The sequence below is a fragment of the Pseudomonas sp. Marseille-QA0892 genome, assembly GCF_054950135.1.
This window is the reverse complement of the sequence record NZ_CM143104.1, coordinates 2,279,918-2,296,909: the sequence shown is the minus strand read 5'-3', so window position 1 is coordinate 2,296,909 and position 16,992 is coordinate 2,279,918. Positions and strand designations below refer to the sequence as shown.

The window sequence follows — 16,992 nt, the reverse complement described above, 5'->3', positions numbered from 1 at the left end:
CACTTTGCAGATCATAATTATGAATTGGTACTTCGTTCAGATAGTAGGCTAGCTCTTCGGCGCTGATGCCGGGGGCTCCCAGTTCTAACCAGTGTTCAAACTCCGCCGAGTATGATGAATAAACGTATGTATCTTTGATGACGCTCTGCTGCGAAAGACCGAACTGCGCTGCATATCTAACATGATATATAGCCATGACCCAAGCCCGGCTTTCTTTTCTGCTTGCCTCTGAGATGCCAATGCAGTGCGGTAGCGTGTAACTAGACTCGCCTTCCATCAACTCTCGCAAGTCTTCAGGCCGATTTGCTACCAACCAGCGTAGTGCCTGTTTATGTAGATGAGTCACAGCTGACTTCATGAGAGGCCTAACTATAATTCGACACCAAATGGTGTATAACTTGCCCGACGGGCGTGGTGTATAACATTCCGTTGTGGTTCCGGCGGTTCCCTGACCACGCGGCCTGCAGCCGCACGCTGACACTAAGTCCATGTTATACGACAGCCGGTGGGCTATGTGCCATTAGTGGATGGGTGTCTCTAGACCGAAGCGGCCTTTAGGGGAATAGACGGCCGCTATTGGCAGAACTTTAGAAAGGATGGTGCGTACCGGCCGGTTGCGCCGAGCGGTCATGGCATTACAACTTGGCGTGCATCCGCTTAACGCTGCGCACTTCATCGAGCGCTTGGGCCGCGAATAGGATGTACCGCAGTGACCGCTACGCAAGCGCTCTATACACCCAACTGCCCGAGCGCCCACCTCAATAGAAAGAAGATCACCAACCCGCCCGCAATCGTCACCAGCAGGTGGCGGGTTGCTGCGGCTAGGATGATCGTTGCGATCCCGCCGAGCAGGTAGGCGTTATCGAATGACACGTCCAGGTCATTGCCGCCGGGCATGAGCATGGCGGGCACGACGATAGCGGTGAGGACCGCGATGGGGACGTAGTGCAGCGCTTGGCGAATGGCAGGCGAGAACCGGAGGCTCGGCCAGGCGAAGAACGAGTAGCGGATGCTGAAGGTGATCACGAGCATGCCGATGATCATGAGCCAGGTAGTGTCCATCAGGCGGCCTCTGCGGTTCGGGTAGTGCGGCGCTCCAGCCAGGTGCCGGTGACGATGCCAGTGGCGGCGGCGAGGATCAGGCCAAGCTGGTAGGGCAGGCTGTGCGCAAGGAGGGCAGTGGCGCCAGCCATTAAGGCGGCGGCTACGTGCGGGTAGCCCTTGAGCATGGGCACGACGATGCCGACGAAGGTGGCGATAAGGGCGAAGTCGAGCCCCCACGCGGCAAGGTTGGGGACGGTTTGACCAAAGACAGCGCCGATCAGCGTGCAGAGCTGCCAGTTGCCGTACATGGCAAGGCACGAGCCCAGGAAATACCAATGCTTATGGGGCGAGGTATCAGCGCGGGTATAGCGATGCTGGACGACGGCGAACGTCTCGTCCGTAAGCCAGAAGGCGAGGAGGGCTCGCCAGCGTATGGGGAGGTTACGTACGAACGGTTGCAGTGTTGCGCTGTATAGCGCGTGGCGCAGATTGACGATGAAGGTGGTCACGAGAACGACGGCGGCGCCTGCGCCGCCACCGACCAGACTCACGGCAATGAATTGCGCCGAACCTGCATAGACCAACAGCGACAGCCCCATGACCTGCCACAGATCGAAACCGGCGGTGACGGCCAATGTGCCAAAGATGATTCCGAACGGAGCCGCACCCAGTAGCAGTGGCAGCGTGTCTCTCGCACCGTGTAATAACTCTATATAACGCGACATCGAATATCCTCCGGGCGCGAAGCATAGGTCTTTGGCGCTTTTGAGTCTTGAATGATCTTGCTCATATCACTGCGGTTGATTGGAGCCAGCGTTAGCCTGTCACCCCCTTCGCAGCATTGGGTAAGACGGCTACGCCTGTGAAAGACGGTTCGCGCGGATCGAATGCGCTAACTCGAGGGCAGGCTGGGACGCGCTTGGCGCTCGGCGCCTGTTGGCCGTGGGTCGGGGCCGGAAGACAAAGCTTCTCTCCGGCCTTACCAGTGTGGCTAGCTCGCTCTCGGCGACCGCAGTCCAGGCGAACGGTGAATAGACTAGTTTGGCGATCTCGCTATTGCAGCTGCGTGGCGCTGCTGCATCCGTGACGCGATCACTGGCCACGTCCACTCGATTCTATCAGGTAGCCGCGTCCAACAGGGCCATCGCGCGCACTGCAGGGCACGGCCAAGTCGCATCATTCCTTCTCACTTGCCTGCGTGTCGCAAGATGAGATTCCTGCGGGATTGAATCGCTCAGGAGCAATCGAGCCGTCCTGTTTGTCACAACTAACCTGAATGTTTCGCGCTGCTGTCTTCCATCAGTTGTATCAGTAAGTTGATGTGCATGAGGGCTCTACCTCATGACATGTTTCTGTACATCGGAGCGATGGGAAAGCCTTGCTTTCAGCTTTATACGCACCGATGGGGATCGATGATGAGCTTTAGGTATTTCGCAGGAACCGCCGCCACGGCGCTATTGGTCAGTTCACCCGCATGGGCCGAGGATGCATTCACCTTTGAAGTCGGCGGGCGCGTGCAGGCGGACTACAGCCGCTTTGACGGGATCTACACGAATAACGGCCATTCGTCCGAGGCGGCATATTTGCGCCGCGCATACCTCGAACTGTCCGGCCGTGCGTTTTCGGACTGGAAGTACACGGTGGATTACGACTTCTCGCATAACTCTGGACGCGCCAATGATGGTGGCTATTTTGAGGAAGCGTCCGTCACGTATACCGGCTTCGATGCCGTTGAACTGCAGATTGGCCGCTTCGACCCGGAATTCGGTCTCGAAAAGGCGACGGCTTCGAAGTGGGTAACGGCTCCCGAACGTAACGCAGCCTTCGAGTCGATCGAGTGGGCGAACCGGCACCAAAGTGGCTACGGCGTTGCAGTACAGGCCAAGCCCAACGATGCGGTCTACGCCTCGGTGGGACTGTTTTCTAAGGACGCCAACGAAGTCGATAGCAATCATCAGAAACAGGTCAACTTACGTGCGGTTTTCGCGCCGCTGCACGAGAGCGGAGACGTATTGCATGTGGGGGCAAACTTTGCCCGCCGCGACGTCAGCGATTCTGCGATCGATACGCGCCTGCGTAGCCGCCTGGGTATGCGAGGTGTAGACACCAATGGCGGTCGCGATGCAGGTAGCAATGGCAACCGCGTGGTCTTCGGCGGTGACGAAGACCACCCAGCCGGCAGCTTTGATCATGACACCGCTTGGGGTTTCGAAGCCGCGTGGGCGAGGGGGCCGCTTTCTCTCCAGGGCGAATATATGCGCGCCCGATTGAAGGCTGACACCAATGCCTATCAGGACATCACGTCAAGCGGCTATTACGCGCAGGCGGCCTACACGATCACAGGCGAGTCCCGCCAATACAAGACCGGTCAATTCGACGCTATTGAGCCCAGTAACAAGCAGTACGGTGCCTGGGAGGTCTTTTACCGTTATGACTCGCTCAAGGTCGATGACGACAATGGCGCGTTTGCGGACATAGGGGATACCAAGGGGAAGGTCCACAATCTGGGCGTCAATTGGTACGCCAACGAGAACGTGAAGGTAACCGCCGCCTATGTCAGGGCCCGCGTCAAGAACATCACGAACGATGAAGGGGACGATAAGGGCGATGGCTTTGTACTGCGCGGCCAATATCAGTTCTAACGCGTGCGAGCCCTGATGGGTGTGGGCTTTACTACGCCCATGAGCGATGCCTGGTTCGTTTGAGACAGCGGCTCTGTGCATACCGAAGAGCGCAGCGCGCTGCGTTACCACTGAGCCTTATGGACCATATCGCGCACTGCTACGGTTCAGAAGGCTTCGTGCCGTCTTAAGCATTCGGTTGTGCAACGTGAGTGATGAGTTTCCCCTTGATTTCAGCGCACGGGCCAGAGCGACGGAAATCAAGGGAACTCAGGCTACGTCAACAGCGCCGAAAGAGGGTGTAATCATCAGGAGCGCACATGCAAAACTATTTCATCAATCCCAACGGGGATGGCTGGGTTCTCGTCGCAGAGGGCTCTGACGAAGCGCTTAAAAGCGCCCAGAAGAAGGCCGATATCATTCGCCAGACTGCCGAGTTCATGAAAGGCAAGACCGGCTCCGTGAAAATCAGAAAGCGCAATGGAACATTCGCCGAGGAGCGTACCTATCCAAGGTCGGCAGACCCCCGGCGTACACCCGGCTAGTGCTTTCCTTGGTGGCCAAGGATAGGCCTCCTGCTGAATCCGCCATCCGGCGCGGCCAGAACGATTCCTCGTTTGGCCATGCCACGCACAAGGGCGGAGGCTGCATTACAGGAGCATCCGCGAGCGCCGTTGTACGAAGCGGCGTTTCCAGGCGAAAACCATCACCGAACACACCAATACCGCGCCCAGATCGATCAACCAGCGCAGGAACGCCTGCCCGCTTGCCGCCAGGTCGCCATTGATCAGTGCAACCGCCGTGATCGTCATGGCCGGGACCAGCGCCAGCCCCATCATCACGCCTGCGGTGAGAACCGAACGGTTGGTGGCGATCAGTACCGCGCCCGCTATCCCGGAGAGGATGCTGACAATGGACGACGTCAGGGACAGGCTCGTCCAATACTGCAGCAGTTGGCCGTAGCCGAGGTAATTCGGTTCGGAGTTGAGTGGATGACCGCCCATGGACCAGAACATCAGCGTTGCGCTTACCGCACCCGCGATCAGGGCAAGGTAAAGCCAAAGCAGGTCCTGTAGGCCACGTTGCCATGCCTTGCTCTTGGCCACGATGCCCAGCCCGATGCGGCTGATGGGCTCGAAACCGGGCGCAATCAACATGGCGCCGGCGACGACATGCAGTGCATTGGTGGATATACCGATCGTTGCGATGACCCCTGCGCAGAACATCAGGATGAGTGTGTTTGGCGTGGTGTTGCTTTCCTTGAGTAGCGAGGACTCCATTTCCTCCCAGGTGGCCTCCGACGCTTCTCGGGCCAAGAGCCCGGCAGAAGGCCAGGAAATGCTGCTCAGGGTCTCCGTGCTGGAGATGGACGATTCGTCGCTTTCACCGAGCGCGTGCGCTTCGAGCCTTTCCATCAATCGAAGCTGTGCAGGGTTGGTCAGGTCGACGCTCACAACATCTCCCTTGGTTTGAGGGACACGCCGCGCTCGACGCGAATGCCTGTCACGCCGTCCAGTTCGTGGAGCTCGCTCACAATCGTGTCGGTGAGCCTGGGTGGCAACGTGATACGAACGGTTCTGGACATTCTGCGCCTCGATCTTGTTGTGTAAGCATCTAGACCGGCCTGTCTCGCGGCAATTCGCAGCGCAACGGCCAGATGGTGCGCAATCGCAGCGGCCAAACGAACGTCCAGACGCTTGACACATTCATCATGAGTTCGCTGCCAGATTGCACGTGTCCAGCAGTCGATGCGGACAAGCCCGTGTCACATCCCTGTACGACGCGGGATATACGCTGCATTCATTGTTCGGTAGGTGGGCTGCTTGAAGATGTTGGCCGTATAGCCTTGCCATAGGGCGTTTCGCGCCTTGCGTCGCGCGGCCGAAATGGAGGGAATGTTTCGTTCTGCGTTTCAAGGCATTCCGGCGATGCGCCGTGGTGGCAGGGCGTCGGCGTCATGCACACATGCCTCCGGCCTGCCTTCGATCTCGTCAATACCGGCGAGGCGAAACATGGCCACCGTTGGCGGACATCAGGCTGCCCCGGCGCCGCTACTGTCTATCGACCTTCCGTGTTCGGGCTACCGCTTGATCGTGCCCTCCAGCTAGAGCTACATAAGCAACCGGCAGAACATGCCCTCTGTTCCATAGCCATAAGTGAGCCCCATGAGCCAGCGTTCGCAATTCGCCCTGTTCGGCACGCGCCGTTTCCTGCCGTTTTTCGTGACGCAGGCGTTGGCGGCTTTCAATGACAACGTCTACAAGCAGGCGCTGATTCTTGCGATCCTCTTCAAGCTAGGCGTCGCGGGGGACAAGAGCCTGCTGGTGAACCTGTGTGCGCTGCTGTTCATCCTGCCGTTCTTTCTCTTTTCGGCCCTGGGCGGGCAGCTGGGGGAGAAGTATCCGAAGGATCGGCTGATCCGCATCCTCAAAGCCGGCGAAGTCGTTGTACTCGTCGTTGGCGCGGCGGGTCTACTGCTGGGCAACCTGCCGATCATGCTGACGGTGCTTTTCCTGATGGGCTTACAGGCGGCGCTTTTCGGGCCGGTGAAGTATTCAATCTTGCCGCAGCACCTGGCGGCTGAGGAGCTCGTGGGCGGCAATGCCATGGTGGAGATGGGTACCTTCCTCGCCATCCTTACCGGAACGATTGCGGCAGGTGTGATGCTTGGGAGTGAGCACTATGCTGCGGTCGTTGCGTTCGCCGTATTGCTGGTTGCTGTGCTGGCGTATGTGTCGAGCCGTTCCATTCCCGCCGCACCGGCGGCGTATCCGGACTTGGTGATCGATCGCAACCCGTTTCGCCAAACCGGTGCAATTCTGAAGCTCGGCCTTCGACAGCAGCATAAATCCGTGTCGCGTGCGCTCATTGGCAATGCGTGGTTCTGGTTCATGGGCGCGGTGTATCTGACGCAGATCCCGGCGTATGCCAAGGATTATCTCCACGGGGATGAAACGGTCGTCACGCTCATTCTGACCGTGTTCTCCATCGGCATCGCGCTGGGTTCGGTGCTGTGTGAAAAGCTCTCGGGACGGCGAGTCGAGATGGGACTGGTTCCATTGGGTGCGCTCGGGCTGACGGTTTTTGGCGTGCTGATCTACTGGGCGACGCATACGGTGCCTGCGCAGGCGATGCCCTACAGTTGGTTGGCGCTATTGGGCATATGGCAGGCCTGGACGAGTCTTGGCTGCATCCTTGGCTTGGGCATCTTCGGCGGCATCTACATTGTGCCGCTGTACGCATTGATCCAGTCCCGCACGCCACCGGAGCAACGCTCCCGGGTGATCGCCGCCAACAACATCCTCAATGCGCTCTTCATGGTTGCCTCGGCGATCGTGGCCATTCTCGTGCTGACAGTACTGCAGCGGCCGATACCGGAGTTGTTTGTGTTGGCGGCATTCATGAACATCGCGTTGAATACGTTGCTCTTCCGTTCTGTACCTGAGTTCACGCAACGGTTCACAGCGTGGCTGCGTGGCCAATCGATCGAACCGGATGCCTCTCACTCGTCATAAAAACGCTGTAAAAGCCCGGTCTAGAGCGGCGCTGTCATCGCTTGTTCATAATTCGAATAAAAAGTTCCATTGCCATGAAATTTTCATCTAATGGCAATTGGCCTGTCATGATGGCTGGCGAGTATTCCCCGGCAGCAGAGCAGTGGAAAAGGCCCTGCTTTCAGGCATTTACGCACCGATGGGGAATATTCAATGAGCTTCAGGCATTTCGCAGGTTTCGCGGCCACCGCTCTGGCGCTGGCAGTGTCTGCCCAGGTTTCGGCGGGTACCGTTACGACCGACGGCGCTGACATCATCGTCAAGACCAAAGGCGGCCTGGAAGTCGGTACTGCCGACAAGGCATTCGGCTTCAAGGTTGGCGGTCGTCTGCAGGCTGACTACAGCCGCTTCGACGGGATCTACACCAACAACGGCAACACCGCTGACGCTGCCTACTTCCGTCGCGCGTTCCTGGAACTGTCGGGCTACGCCTTCACCGACTGGCGCTACAACATCAACTATGACTTCTCGCACAACGCGGGCAGCTCTGACGATGGTTACTTCGACGAAGCGTCCATCTCCTACACCGGAATCAAGCCGCTGACCTTCAAGTTCGGCCGCTTCGACCCTGAGTTCGGTCTCGAAAAGGCCACCAGCTCCAAGTGGGTCACGGCCCCAGAGCGTAACGCTGCCTACGAGCTCGTCGACTGGGCCAACAGCCACCAGAACGGCCTTGGCTTCGCCGTCCAGGCGAACCCCACTGACTCCGTATACGCCTCGCTGGGCCTGCACTCCAAGGATGCCAACGACACCGATGGCGACAGCCAGAAGCAGGTCAACCTGCGCGCGGTATTCGCGCCGATGCACGAAGCTGGCAACGTGCTGCACCTGGGTGCCAACTTTGCACGCCGTGACGTAAGCGACTCCGCGATCGATACGCGCTTCCGCAGCCGTCTGGGCATGCGTGGTGTGGCAACGGGCGGTGGCAACGACGCGGGTACCAACGGCAACCGTGTCGTTTTTGGCGGCGCCAACAACCAGCCGGCTGGCAGCTTTGACGACGACACCGCCTGGGGCCTCGAAGCGGCATGGGCCATGGGCCCGCTGTCGGTACAGGGTGAATACCTGCGCCGCAAGCTGAAAGCGGATGACAGTCCGTTCCAGGACATCAAGTCGAGCGGTTATTACGGCCAGGTCGCCTACACCATCACGGGCGAGCCCCGTGCGTACCGGACCGGTCGCTTCGACTCCATCAAGCCAAGCAACAAACAGTTTGGCGCGTGGGAAGTGTTCTATCGCTACGACTACCTGAAGGTTGAAGACGACAACGGCGCCTTCGCCAACGTCGGCGACACCAAGGGCAAGGTCCACAACCTCGGCGTCAACTGGTACGCCAACGAAAACGTGAAAGTCACCGCAGCCTACATCAAGGCCAAGGTAGACAACCTGACCAACGCCAACGGCGACGATGATGGCGACGGTTTCGTACTGCGCGGCCAGTACCAGTTCTAAGGCGTTACTGCTCCAAGTGTGTGCTGCTCCTCTTTAGCCCCTCCTCGGAGGGGCTTTTTCATGGGCGCCGTTTGCGCGGGAATGGCTGCAGCAGCGCGCTACCCGTGCAATGATGCCCGGCACGCCGCTATCGGAGCCCCGGAATGCCTGTAATCGACTCCCTCGCGTCCATCGATGCCCAGCAGTGGGACAGCCTGCTGCCAGATCAAAACCCCTTTCTGCTTCACGCATTCCTGTCTTCCCTTGAAGAGAGCGGAAGCGTGGGCGGGCGGACGGGTTGGGTGCCATTCCATCAGGTGGCCTACGGCCCGGAGGGCCAGCTGCAGGCCGCATTCCCGGCCTACCTCAAGCATCATTCGTACGGCGAATACGTGTTTGATCACGCCTGGGCCGATGCCTGCGACCGGGCAGGCATCGACTATTACCCCAAGCTGCTGTGTGCTGTGCCGTTTTCGCCCGTTACCGGGCCCCGACTGCTGGGCCCGCCTGATGCGGTAGGCGCGTTACTGGACGACATCGTCCACGCCTTGCCGGAACTTGGCCTCTCCGGTGTGCATGTCAACTTCACAGAACCCGGGGCCGATGCCTTGATGGCCGAGCGGCCTGACTGGCTCGAGCGGCTGGGCTGCCAATTCCACTGGCACAACCGCGGCTACCGTGACTTCCAGGACTTTCTCGACGTGCTCGCTTCTCGAAAGCGCAAGCAGATGCGCAAGGAGCGCGAGCAGGTCGCCGGGCAGGGCATTACGTTCGATTGGCGAGAAGGACCATCGCTGACGGAAGCGGACTGGGACTTCATCTATGCGTGTTACGCCACCACCTATCACGTCCGCGCACAGCGGCCGTACCTGACGCGCGCATTCTTCAGCCTTCTGGCCGAGCGAATGCCCGAGCGGATCAAGGTCATCCTCGCGCAGCAGGGCTCACGGCCGGTGGCCATGGCGTTCTTCCTCGCCGGGGAAAACACGCTCTATGGCCGCTACTGGGGCTGCCTTGCGGAATACGATCGGCTGCATTTCGAGACCTGTTTCTACCAGGGCATGGAATACGCCATCGCCAATGGCTTCGCCCATTTCGACGCGGGCGCCCAGGGCGAGCACAAGCTGATTCGCGGCTTCGAACCCCTGTTGACGCGTTCCTGGCACTACCTGGCGCATCCGGGGCTGCGTGCCGCTGTTGCGGATTATCTCGAACAGGAGCGGGCAGGGGTGCGGCGCTATGCGGAAGAGGCGGCCACGGCGCTGCCGTACCGTCAGTCCTGATCGAACTACCACCTGCTGAACTCCGCGTCTTGCGCCTTGCTCTCTATGCTGAGAAGGGCGGGAGGCAACCATGGGGCGAAGCGCGGGCAGAATTCACGAACACAAACAGCACGCTTCGGAAGGGCGTATCTACGAGACCGATTTGCCAGCGCGGCTCGACCGGCTTCCCTGGGGGCGTTTTCACACGCTGCTGGTCATGGCGCTCGGCATCACCTGGCTGCTGGACGGGCTCGAAGTCACGTTGGCCGGGTCCGTCGCGGGGGCCTTGCGCGAAAGCCCTGTGCTTCAGCTGACGAATGCCGATATCGGCCTGGCAGGGGGCGCCTATATCGCAGGCGCCGTTTCGGGCGCGCTGTTCTTCGGGTGGCTGGCGGATCGACTGGGCCGGCGCCGACTCTTCTTCATTACGCTCGCGGTGTATGTCACCGCAACGCTCGCGACGGCGTTTTCCTGGAACCTGTGGAGCTTTCTCCTGTTCCGCTTCCTGACCGGCGCAGGCATTGGCGGCGAGTATTCCGCCATCAACTCGACGATCCAGGAGTTCACGCCCGCACGCTTCCGCGGCTGGGTCGACCTGGGCGTGAACGGCACTTTCTGGCTGGGCGCTGCCCTGGGTGCGATCGGTGCGGTCGTAATGCTGGACCCGAACGTGATGTCCAGCGAACTGGGGTGGCGGCTGTGTTTCGGTATCGGTGGTGCGCTTGGGATCGTGGTCGTGCTGATGCGCCTGTGGATCCCGGAGAGCCCACGTTGGCTGCTGATCCATAATCGCCCGGAAGAAGCGCAGCGCATCGTCGAAGATATCGAGCAACGGTTCCGGGCCAAGGGGCATACGCTGGCCGAGGTCGGGCCCGAGCAGCGTATACGGCTGCGTGCGCGACACCATACGCCGCTCGCCGAGGTGTTCAATACGTTGGTGAATCGGCACCGGCAGCGCTCGCTGGTGGGGCTGACCCTGTTGACCGCGCAGGCCTTCTTCTACAACGCCATCTTCTTCACGTATGCGCTGGTACTGGCAGACTTCTACGGCGTCCCCTCGCATGAGGTGGGCTGGTACATCCTGCCGTTCGCGCTCGGAAACTTCTGTGGGCCGCTGATTCTCGGACGCCTGTTCGATGTAGTCGGGCGCCGGATCATGATCAGCGGCACCTACGCGTTGTCCGGCCTATTGCTTCTGGGCAGTGGCTACCTGTTCTACATCGACGTGCTGAGCGCAACAGGGCAAACGATCTGCTGGATGGTGATCTTCTTCTTCGCATCGGCGGCGGCAAGCTCGGCCTACCTGACCGTGGCCGAGACGTTCCCATTGGAGATTCGCGCTCTGGCCATTGCCGTTTTCTACGCCTTCGGCACAGGGCTTGGCGGCATCATCGGGCCGCTGTTGTTCGGCCACCTGATCGAAACCGCCGACCGCGGGAACGTTTACCTCGGCTACATCATTGGCGCGACGCTCATGCTCATCGCCGGCGCGGTCCAGGCCCGTTGGGGCGTAGCATCCGAGCGCAAATCGCTTGAATCGGTAGCCGCGCCGCTCTCCACGGTGCACGGGGATGCGGCGCGCTGAGGCAGGCAGGGCTTGCGGCGACGCGATACACCAGCCTGCCGCACCCCGGGTCGCATGATTATCGACCAAGCGCCTCGATCAGGGCATGTGTTGCCCTGACACGCGCTTCATTGGGGTAATTCCTGTTCGCCAGGACGACAATCCCCAGCCCCTGGCTCGGGACGATTGCGACGTAGCCACCAAAACCGTTGGTTGAGCCCGTTTTGTTCAGGATCACGTCGCTCCCGTCATTGCTCGGTGATGGGAGCTGTTCGACCGGCTGGGCGTTGAGGATGAACTGGGGCGAATTGCCGGCCACCATCACCTCCACGTCGGTAGGCCAGGGGTATCGTTCCCAGATCATCGCCTGGGTAAAGGGGCCTGTCTTGAACTGGCCTTCCTGTGTGCGGGCAACGGCTTTTTTCAGCTCATCCGGCGCGTCGCCGCGTCCCAGTTCGATATCGAGGACCTTGAGCATATCGCGCGCGGTGGACTTGACCCCGTAGGCCTCTGCATCCAGCACGCCGGGAGACACCCGGATAGGTTTGTCCGTCTTGCGCTCATACCCCCACGCGTACTGGGCCATTGCCTTTTCCGGCACATCGATCCAGGTGTCTTGAAGCCCAAATGCCGGGAACAGTACCTCCTCGGCAGCCTGACGGTATCCCATCCCCATCGCTTTTGCCGGCAGATAGCCCAGAAGGCCCACACTGATATTGGAGTAGCTGCGAGCGCCGGGTTGGGGCGGGGTCCAGTCCTGCAGCCAGCGAAGAACGCCGGGCACATCGGTTATGTCATCGGGTACCTGAAGTGGCATCCCGCCCGTGCGGTGGGTGGCGAGGTCGAGCAGGGTGAGATCGTTGCCGATCGTGCAGGTGCCATCGCATACGTGCTTCGCGACGGTGTCATCGAGGCGAATGGCGCCACGCTGTTCGGCCAGTGCAGCCAGCGTGGCCGTGAAAAGCTTACTGATCGATCCGATTTCGAATAGCGTATCAGGCGTCACCGGGACGTCTCCGTCGCGTGACGCCTGACCGGCGACGTAGAACTCATGCTGCCCATTACGGGTGATGCCGACGACGAGCCCCGGGATCTCATGCGCCTTCATCAGCGGTGCGAAGATCGGCTCGGCGCGGGTCTGCAGTCCCCCAGCGTTCGCCATCGAGGTGAAGAGCAGCAGGGCCGAGGCGGCCGCCGTGTATACCGATTTGCCTATCATCCGGGTCTGTCCTGTTTTCCTATTGGGCCAGCCAGGCGCTCACGGCTGGCTGCTGGTGGTTGTGTTCACAGATATTCAATTGCCCTACGGGGGCACTCACGGCTGGCCGTGTTCAAAGATGGTCGAGGGGCAGCGGGCCGCGGCTCTTGACCTCCCGGAGCACGACCGAAGAACGGATCTCGCTTACGCCCGGCAGCTTGAAGATGACTTTGTGAAGGAAGTCGTCGTAGCTGGCGATGTCGGGCGTGACGACCTTCAGCAGGTAGTCGGCCTGCCCCGTGGTACTGAAGCATTCAATGATGGCCGGGCACTGCCGGACGGCCGCTTCGAACTCGTCGACCACATTCTCCACGTGGCGTGACAGATTCACCTCTGCGAGCACGCAGTTACCAAGCCCAACACGCGTGTGGTCCAGTACGGCCGTGTAGCGCTGGATAGTGCCGTCCTGTTCGAGCGCCTTGAGGCGCTTCCAGGTCGGGGAGGTCGACAGGCCGATCTGGGTCGACAGGTCCTGCACGGAAAGTCGGCCGTCCTGCTGCAGCGCGGACAGGATCTTGATCGCGTAAGGGTCAGGGAACGATTCGTTTTTCATTATTGTTTTTCCGAAAAGAATCCACTCGGATTCTACGTTTCCAGAGGAAATGAGAAAGCACTTTCTCGGAGCCGTTTCTTACCATCGTTTGCAGTGGCGGTCACACGCGTGCCGCAGCCGCTTTACCGAAAAGGATAAGAACAAAATGACGGTTATCCAGAGAAAGCCCAGGCACACCGTGCCTGCCAATGACGCCCTTGCAGCCTATGACTGGCGGCGTGTGGCCTATCTCATGCTGGTATCGCGCACCCTCGACGAGCTCGAAGAAAAGACGCTCGTGCCGGAGAAAAAGGTGCTGTATCAGTTCTCGGCGCGCGGCCACGACCTGTCGCAGATTCTACTTGGCTCACGCCTGACCGACCGACACGACGCCGCCTGCGGCTATTACCGGTCCCGGCCGATGCTGCTCGCGCTTGGCGTTGCGTTGGAGGAAGCACTGGGTTCCTCGATGGCACGCGCTGGGGGATATTCGGACGGTCGTGATATCGGTGTGGTCTTCAACTACCCCAACCCTGGTGGGCCGGCCGCACTGCCGATGTGCGGCGGTGTGGGCGCGCAGTACACGCCGACCGCGGGCTGGGCGCAAGGCATCGAGTACCGCGCCAGGGTGATGAAGGATGAAACCTACGGCAACGCCATCAGCGTTGTGCTGGGTGGCGATGGTTCGGTTGCCACGAATGGGTTCTGGGCGGCGCTGACGATTGCGACCACGCAAAAGCTACCGATGCTTTTCTTCATCGAGGACAACGGTTTCGGTATTTCCGTCCCATCCACATTTCAAACGCCGGGCGCCGATATCGCCAGGAATCTTGCGAGTTTTCAAAATCTACACGTGCTTTCCGGCGACGGTTGCAAACCAGAGGAAAGCGCTACGCTCATCGACGAGGCCATCGAGCATGTGCGCGCCCGCAGGGGCCCCTGCCTGCTGCGTCTCACGGTTCCCCGCCTGCAAGGACACAGCTTCCAGGACACCCAGACGTACAAGTCTGCCGCGACCGTAAAGCGCGAGTGGGCGCGCGATCCTTTGCCCAGATTGCGTGAGTTTCTGGTGCCGTCCCAGCTCTCCGTGAATGACTGGGATGCGCTGGAGGCGCAGGCACGCGAGGCCGTCGATGCGGCGCGTATCGAGGCGGAGGCGCGGCCCGTCAGTGACCCGGCTCGGGTCACCCGCCACGTGTTCTTCGAGGGAGAGATGCAGCAGCGTGGCGGGCAGTTGCCAGAAGGGTATGCGTCACCGGCCGGCAGGGAAAAAGCCGAAGGCGATGGTCAGCGCATCAACATGGTCGCTGCGATCCGGCGGACGCTCGACCATGAGCTCTCGGTCAACCCACGCGTTGTGCTATTCGGTGAGGACATCGGCCCGAAGGGCGGTGTGCATGCCGTCACGCTCGGACTGCAGGAAAAACATGGCGAGGCGAGGGTCTTCGATACCAGTCTTTCCGAGGAAGGCATCATTGGTCGCGCGGTGGGCATGGCCCTTTGTGGCCTGATGCCCGTGCCGGAAATTCAGTTTCGTAAATACGCAGACCCGGCCATGGAGCAGATCAACGATTGCGGCACCATGCGTTGGCGGACGAACAACCGCTTCGCCGCACCCATGGTGGTCCGGATCCCAGGTGGGTTCTTCAAATGCGGCGACCCGTGGCATAGCCAGACCAACGAGGTGCAGTTCGTGCACTCCCCGGGTTGGAAAGTGGCCGTGCCGTCCAATGCCGAAGATGCGGTCGGCCTGTTGCGCGCCGCGCTAAGAGGCAATGACCCGGTGATTTTCTTCGAACACCGGGCCATGCTCGATGCCGCCTCTGCGAGGCGGCCTTATCCCGGAGACGATTACGTACTTCCATTCGGGAAAGCGCGGACCGTGGTTTCGGGTGACAAACTAACCATCGTCACGTGGGGCGCCATGGTCGAGCGTTGCGAACGCGCAGCCGAGGGGCGGTCGGTAGACGTGATCGACTTGCGCACGCTGATGCCGTGGGACCGCGAGGCTGTGCTTGCGTCCGTTCGGCGAACCCACCGCTGCCTGGTCGTACACGAGGACCTCGGCACGGCGGGCTTCGGTGCCGAAATAGCCGCTGTTGTCACAGAGCACGCGTTCCTGGATCTGGATGCGCCCGTGAGCCGGCTGACGATGCCGGATATTCCCAGCCCGCATCACCCGGTTCTCATGGAACACGCGCTGCCCTCCGTAGAAGGCATCCGCGCCAAGATCGACGATCTGCTGGGGTTCTGACATGACTGACATGAGCATCTCAGCCGGACAGCTGGACATCACCGCGCCGGTCGAGCAGGACGGCACCCGTGCCACCGTACGTACCTGGCTGAAAAAGGAAGGCGATACGGTCCGTAAGGATGAGCCGGTGGTCGAGCTCGAAACGGACAAGGTTGTCGTTGAAGTGTGCGCGCCGGCAGAGGGTGCGCTGCAGATTGTCATCCATGAAGGTATCGATGCGGCGCCGGGCGCCGTTATCGGCCGCGTTCGTGCGAATGAAGGCGAGCAGGCGATCGCCCGCTCGGTAGGAGAGCCGGCCCAACCGCGTGCGGCCGGCGCGCCGGAAAGCGCCGGGGCCAAATGCGGCCCAGCCGAACGCGGCCCAACCGACCGCGGCCCGACCGAATGCGGCCCAACCGAACGCGGCCCGACCGATCCGGTGTTCGACCCGGAGTTGCGGCTGTCGCCATCGGTACGCCGGCTGCTCGCCGAGCATGGCATGGATCCGAAGAGCCTTGAGGGCTGTGGGACCGGTCGTGGAGGGCGGTTGACCCGGGACGACGTGGTGGCTGCGATTGTGGAGCGCGAACAGGCGCAGGTCGATCGCAGTAGTGACGTTCGGGCGGGGCGTACAGACGAGGTAATCGCTGAGGCGCCTTCTTCCAGGGCGGAAGTCGATGCGTTACGGCAACCTGCCAAAGCGGAGGCCGTCGTCGATGGTGTGACACGCATCCCACACAGCAGCATGCGCCGCAGGATTGCGGAACACATGCACCATTCGGTCACGACGGCGCCTCACGTCACGGCTGTCTTCGAAGCCGACTTCGGCGCGATCATGGCGCACCGCAAGCGTCACAGGGACACGTTCGCGAACGAAGGAATCAACCTGACATTCACCGCGTACTTCGTTGCTGCCGCGGTCGAAGCAATGCGCCGGGTGCCAGAGGTCAACAGCCGTTGGCACGACGACTACCTCGAGGTGTTCAGAGACATCAACCTGGGCGTTGGTACCGCGCTAGGCGACAAGGGCCTGATCGTCCCGGTCATTCACGGCGCGCAGGACCTGTCGTTGCGGGGCATCGCGTCTCGGTTGCAGGCGCTCACCGATGCGGCTCGTAACGGCTCGTTGAAGCCGGCGGACGTACAGGGCGGAACCTTCACGGTGTCGAACTACGGTGTCTCCGGCGCGCTGTTCGCGTCCCCCATCATCATCAATCAGCCGCAGTCCGCGATCCTGGGAATCGGTGCATTGGAGAAGCGGGTGGTGGTGACCGAAATCGACGGTGTAGACACCTTCCAGGCTCGGTCGCGCGCGTACGTATCGCTCACGATCGACCACCGTGTGATCGATGGTAGTCAGGCGAATGCCTGGTTAGGCCGGTTCGTTGAGGTGCTGGAGCAGTGGCCGAGGGAGTGATCGAGCGTTGAGGTCGATGGCATCGCACGTCCACCCCGAAAGCCATCTTTAGTCCGATCCGGTGGGTTACGCTTCG

The 16,992-nt window shown here is 60.8% G+C and carries 13 protein-coding genes and 1 pseudogene; 8 read left to right on the top strand and 6 right to left on the bottom strand.

Going from position 1 to position 16,992, the window contains the following annotated elements:
* Positions 1 to 729 precede the first annotated feature (729 nt).
* Complete coding sequence (locus ACY8D3_RS10605; RefSeq protein WP_462384114.1) at positions 730 to 1,062, bottom strand: AzlD domain-containing protein; 333 nt, start codon at positions 1,060 to 1,062, stop codon at positions 730 to 732.
* Positions 1,062 to 1,769 (bottom strand): AzlC family ABC transporter permease, encoded by a 708-nt coding sequence (locus tag ACY8D3_RS10600; protein WP_462384112.1) that lies wholly within the window; start codon positions 1,767 to 1,769, stop codon positions 1,062 to 1,064. The genes ACY8D3_RS10605 and ACY8D3_RS10600 overlap by 1 nt, the downstream gene beginning before the upstream one ends.
* Positions 1,770 to 2,459: 690 nt before the next feature.
* On the opposite strand from ACY8D3_RS10600, the gene ACY8D3_RS10595 reads away from it, so the two are divergent.
* Positions 2,460 to 3,686 carry an OprO/OprP family phosphate-selective porin gene (locus ACY8D3_RS10595; RefSeq protein ID WP_462384110.1) on the top strand — a complete coding sequence of 409 codons (1,227 nt, stop codon included), beginning with the start codon at positions 2,460 to 2,462 and terminating at the stop codon, positions 3,684 to 3,686.
* 299 nt (positions 3,687 to 3,985) lie between these two features.
* A complete protein-coding gene (locus tag ACY8D3_RS10590) occupies positions 3,986 to 4,210 on the top strand; it encodes a DUF2188 domain-containing protein (protein ID WP_462384108.1) in 225 nt (74 codons plus the stop codon).
* Between the two features lie 105 nt (positions 4,211 to 4,315).
* Here the strand turns inward: ACY8D3_RS10590 and ACY8D3_RS10585 are convergent, their stop codons facing one another.
* Both ACY8D3_RS10585 and ACY8D3_RS10580 read right to left on the bottom strand, forming a co-directional pair.
* Positions 4,316 to 5,119 (bottom strand): DUF389 domain-containing protein, encoded by an 804-nt coding sequence (locus tag ACY8D3_RS10585; RefSeq protein ID WP_462384106.1) that lies wholly within the window; start codon positions 5,117 to 5,119, stop codon positions 4,316 to 4,318.
* Complete coding sequence (locus tag ACY8D3_RS10580) at positions 5,116 to 5,250, bottom strand: hypothetical protein (RefSeq protein ID WP_462384104.1); 135 nt, start codon at positions 5,248 to 5,250, stop codon at positions 5,116 to 5,118. The genes ACY8D3_RS10585 and ACY8D3_RS10580 overlap by 4 nt, the downstream gene beginning before the upstream one ends.
* Positions 5,251 to 5,830: 580 nt before the next feature.
* Between ACY8D3_RS10580 and ACY8D3_RS10575 the strand changes: the two are divergent.
* From ACY8D3_RS10575 to ACY8D3_RS10560, 4 genes and pseudogenes are all read left to right on the top strand, one after another.
* Positions 5,831 to 7,153: pseudogene (locus ACY8D3_RS10575) on the top strand (MFS transporter); the annotation flags it as partial.
* 219 nt (positions 7,154 to 7,372) lie between these two features.
* Positions 7,373 to 8,671 (top strand): OprO/OprP family phosphate-selective porin, encoded by a 1,299-nt coding sequence (locus ACY8D3_RS10570; RefSeq protein WP_462384102.1) that lies wholly within the window; start codon positions 7,373 to 7,375, stop codon positions 8,669 to 8,671.
* A 143-nt stretch (positions 8,672 to 8,814) separates the two neighbouring features.
* Positions 8,815 to 9,933, top strand: a complete 1,119-nt coding sequence (locus ACY8D3_RS10565; protein ID WP_462384100.1) for a GNAT family N-acetyltransferase — start codon at positions 8,815 to 8,817, stop codon at positions 9,931 to 9,933.
* Between the two features lie 70 nt (positions 9,934 to 10,003).
* On the top strand, positions 10,004 to 11,497 hold the full coding sequence (locus ACY8D3_RS10560) for an MFS transporter (protein ID WP_462384098.1): 1,494 nt from the start codon (positions 10,004 to 10,006) through the stop codon (positions 11,495 to 11,497).
* A 58-nt stretch (positions 11,498 to 11,555) separates the two neighbouring features.
* Here the strand turns inward: ACY8D3_RS10560 and ampC are convergent, their stop codons facing one another.
* On the bottom strand, positions 11,556 to 12,695 hold the full coding sequence (ampC, locus tag ACY8D3_RS10555; RefSeq protein WP_462384096.1) for a class C beta-lactamase: 1,140 nt from the start codon (positions 12,693 to 12,695) through the stop codon (positions 11,556 to 11,558).
* A 112-nt stretch (positions 12,696 to 12,807) separates the two neighbouring features.
* Positions 12,808 to 13,287, bottom strand: coding sequence for an Lrp/AsnC family transcriptional regulator (locus tag ACY8D3_RS10550; protein ID WP_462384094.1), 480 nt, complete (start codon positions 13,285 to 13,287; stop codon positions 12,808 to 12,810).
* Positions 13,288 to 13,432: 145 nt separating this feature from the next.
* Between ACY8D3_RS10550 and ACY8D3_RS10545 the strand changes: the two genes are divergently transcribed.
* Together ACY8D3_RS10545 and ACY8D3_RS10540 are read left to right on the top strand one after the other, a co-directional pair.
* A complete protein-coding gene (locus ACY8D3_RS10545) occupies positions 13,433 to 15,520 on the top strand; it encodes an alpha-ketoacid dehydrogenase subunit alpha/beta (RefSeq protein ID WP_462384092.1) in 2,088 nt (695 codons plus the stop codon).
* 1 nt (position 15,521) lies between these two features.
* A complete protein-coding gene (locus ACY8D3_RS10540; RefSeq protein ID WP_462384090.1) occupies positions 15,522 to 16,916 on the top strand; it encodes a dihydrolipoamide acetyltransferase family protein in 1,395 nt (464 codons plus the stop codon).
* Positions 16,917 to 16,992: the final 76 nt, after the last annotated feature.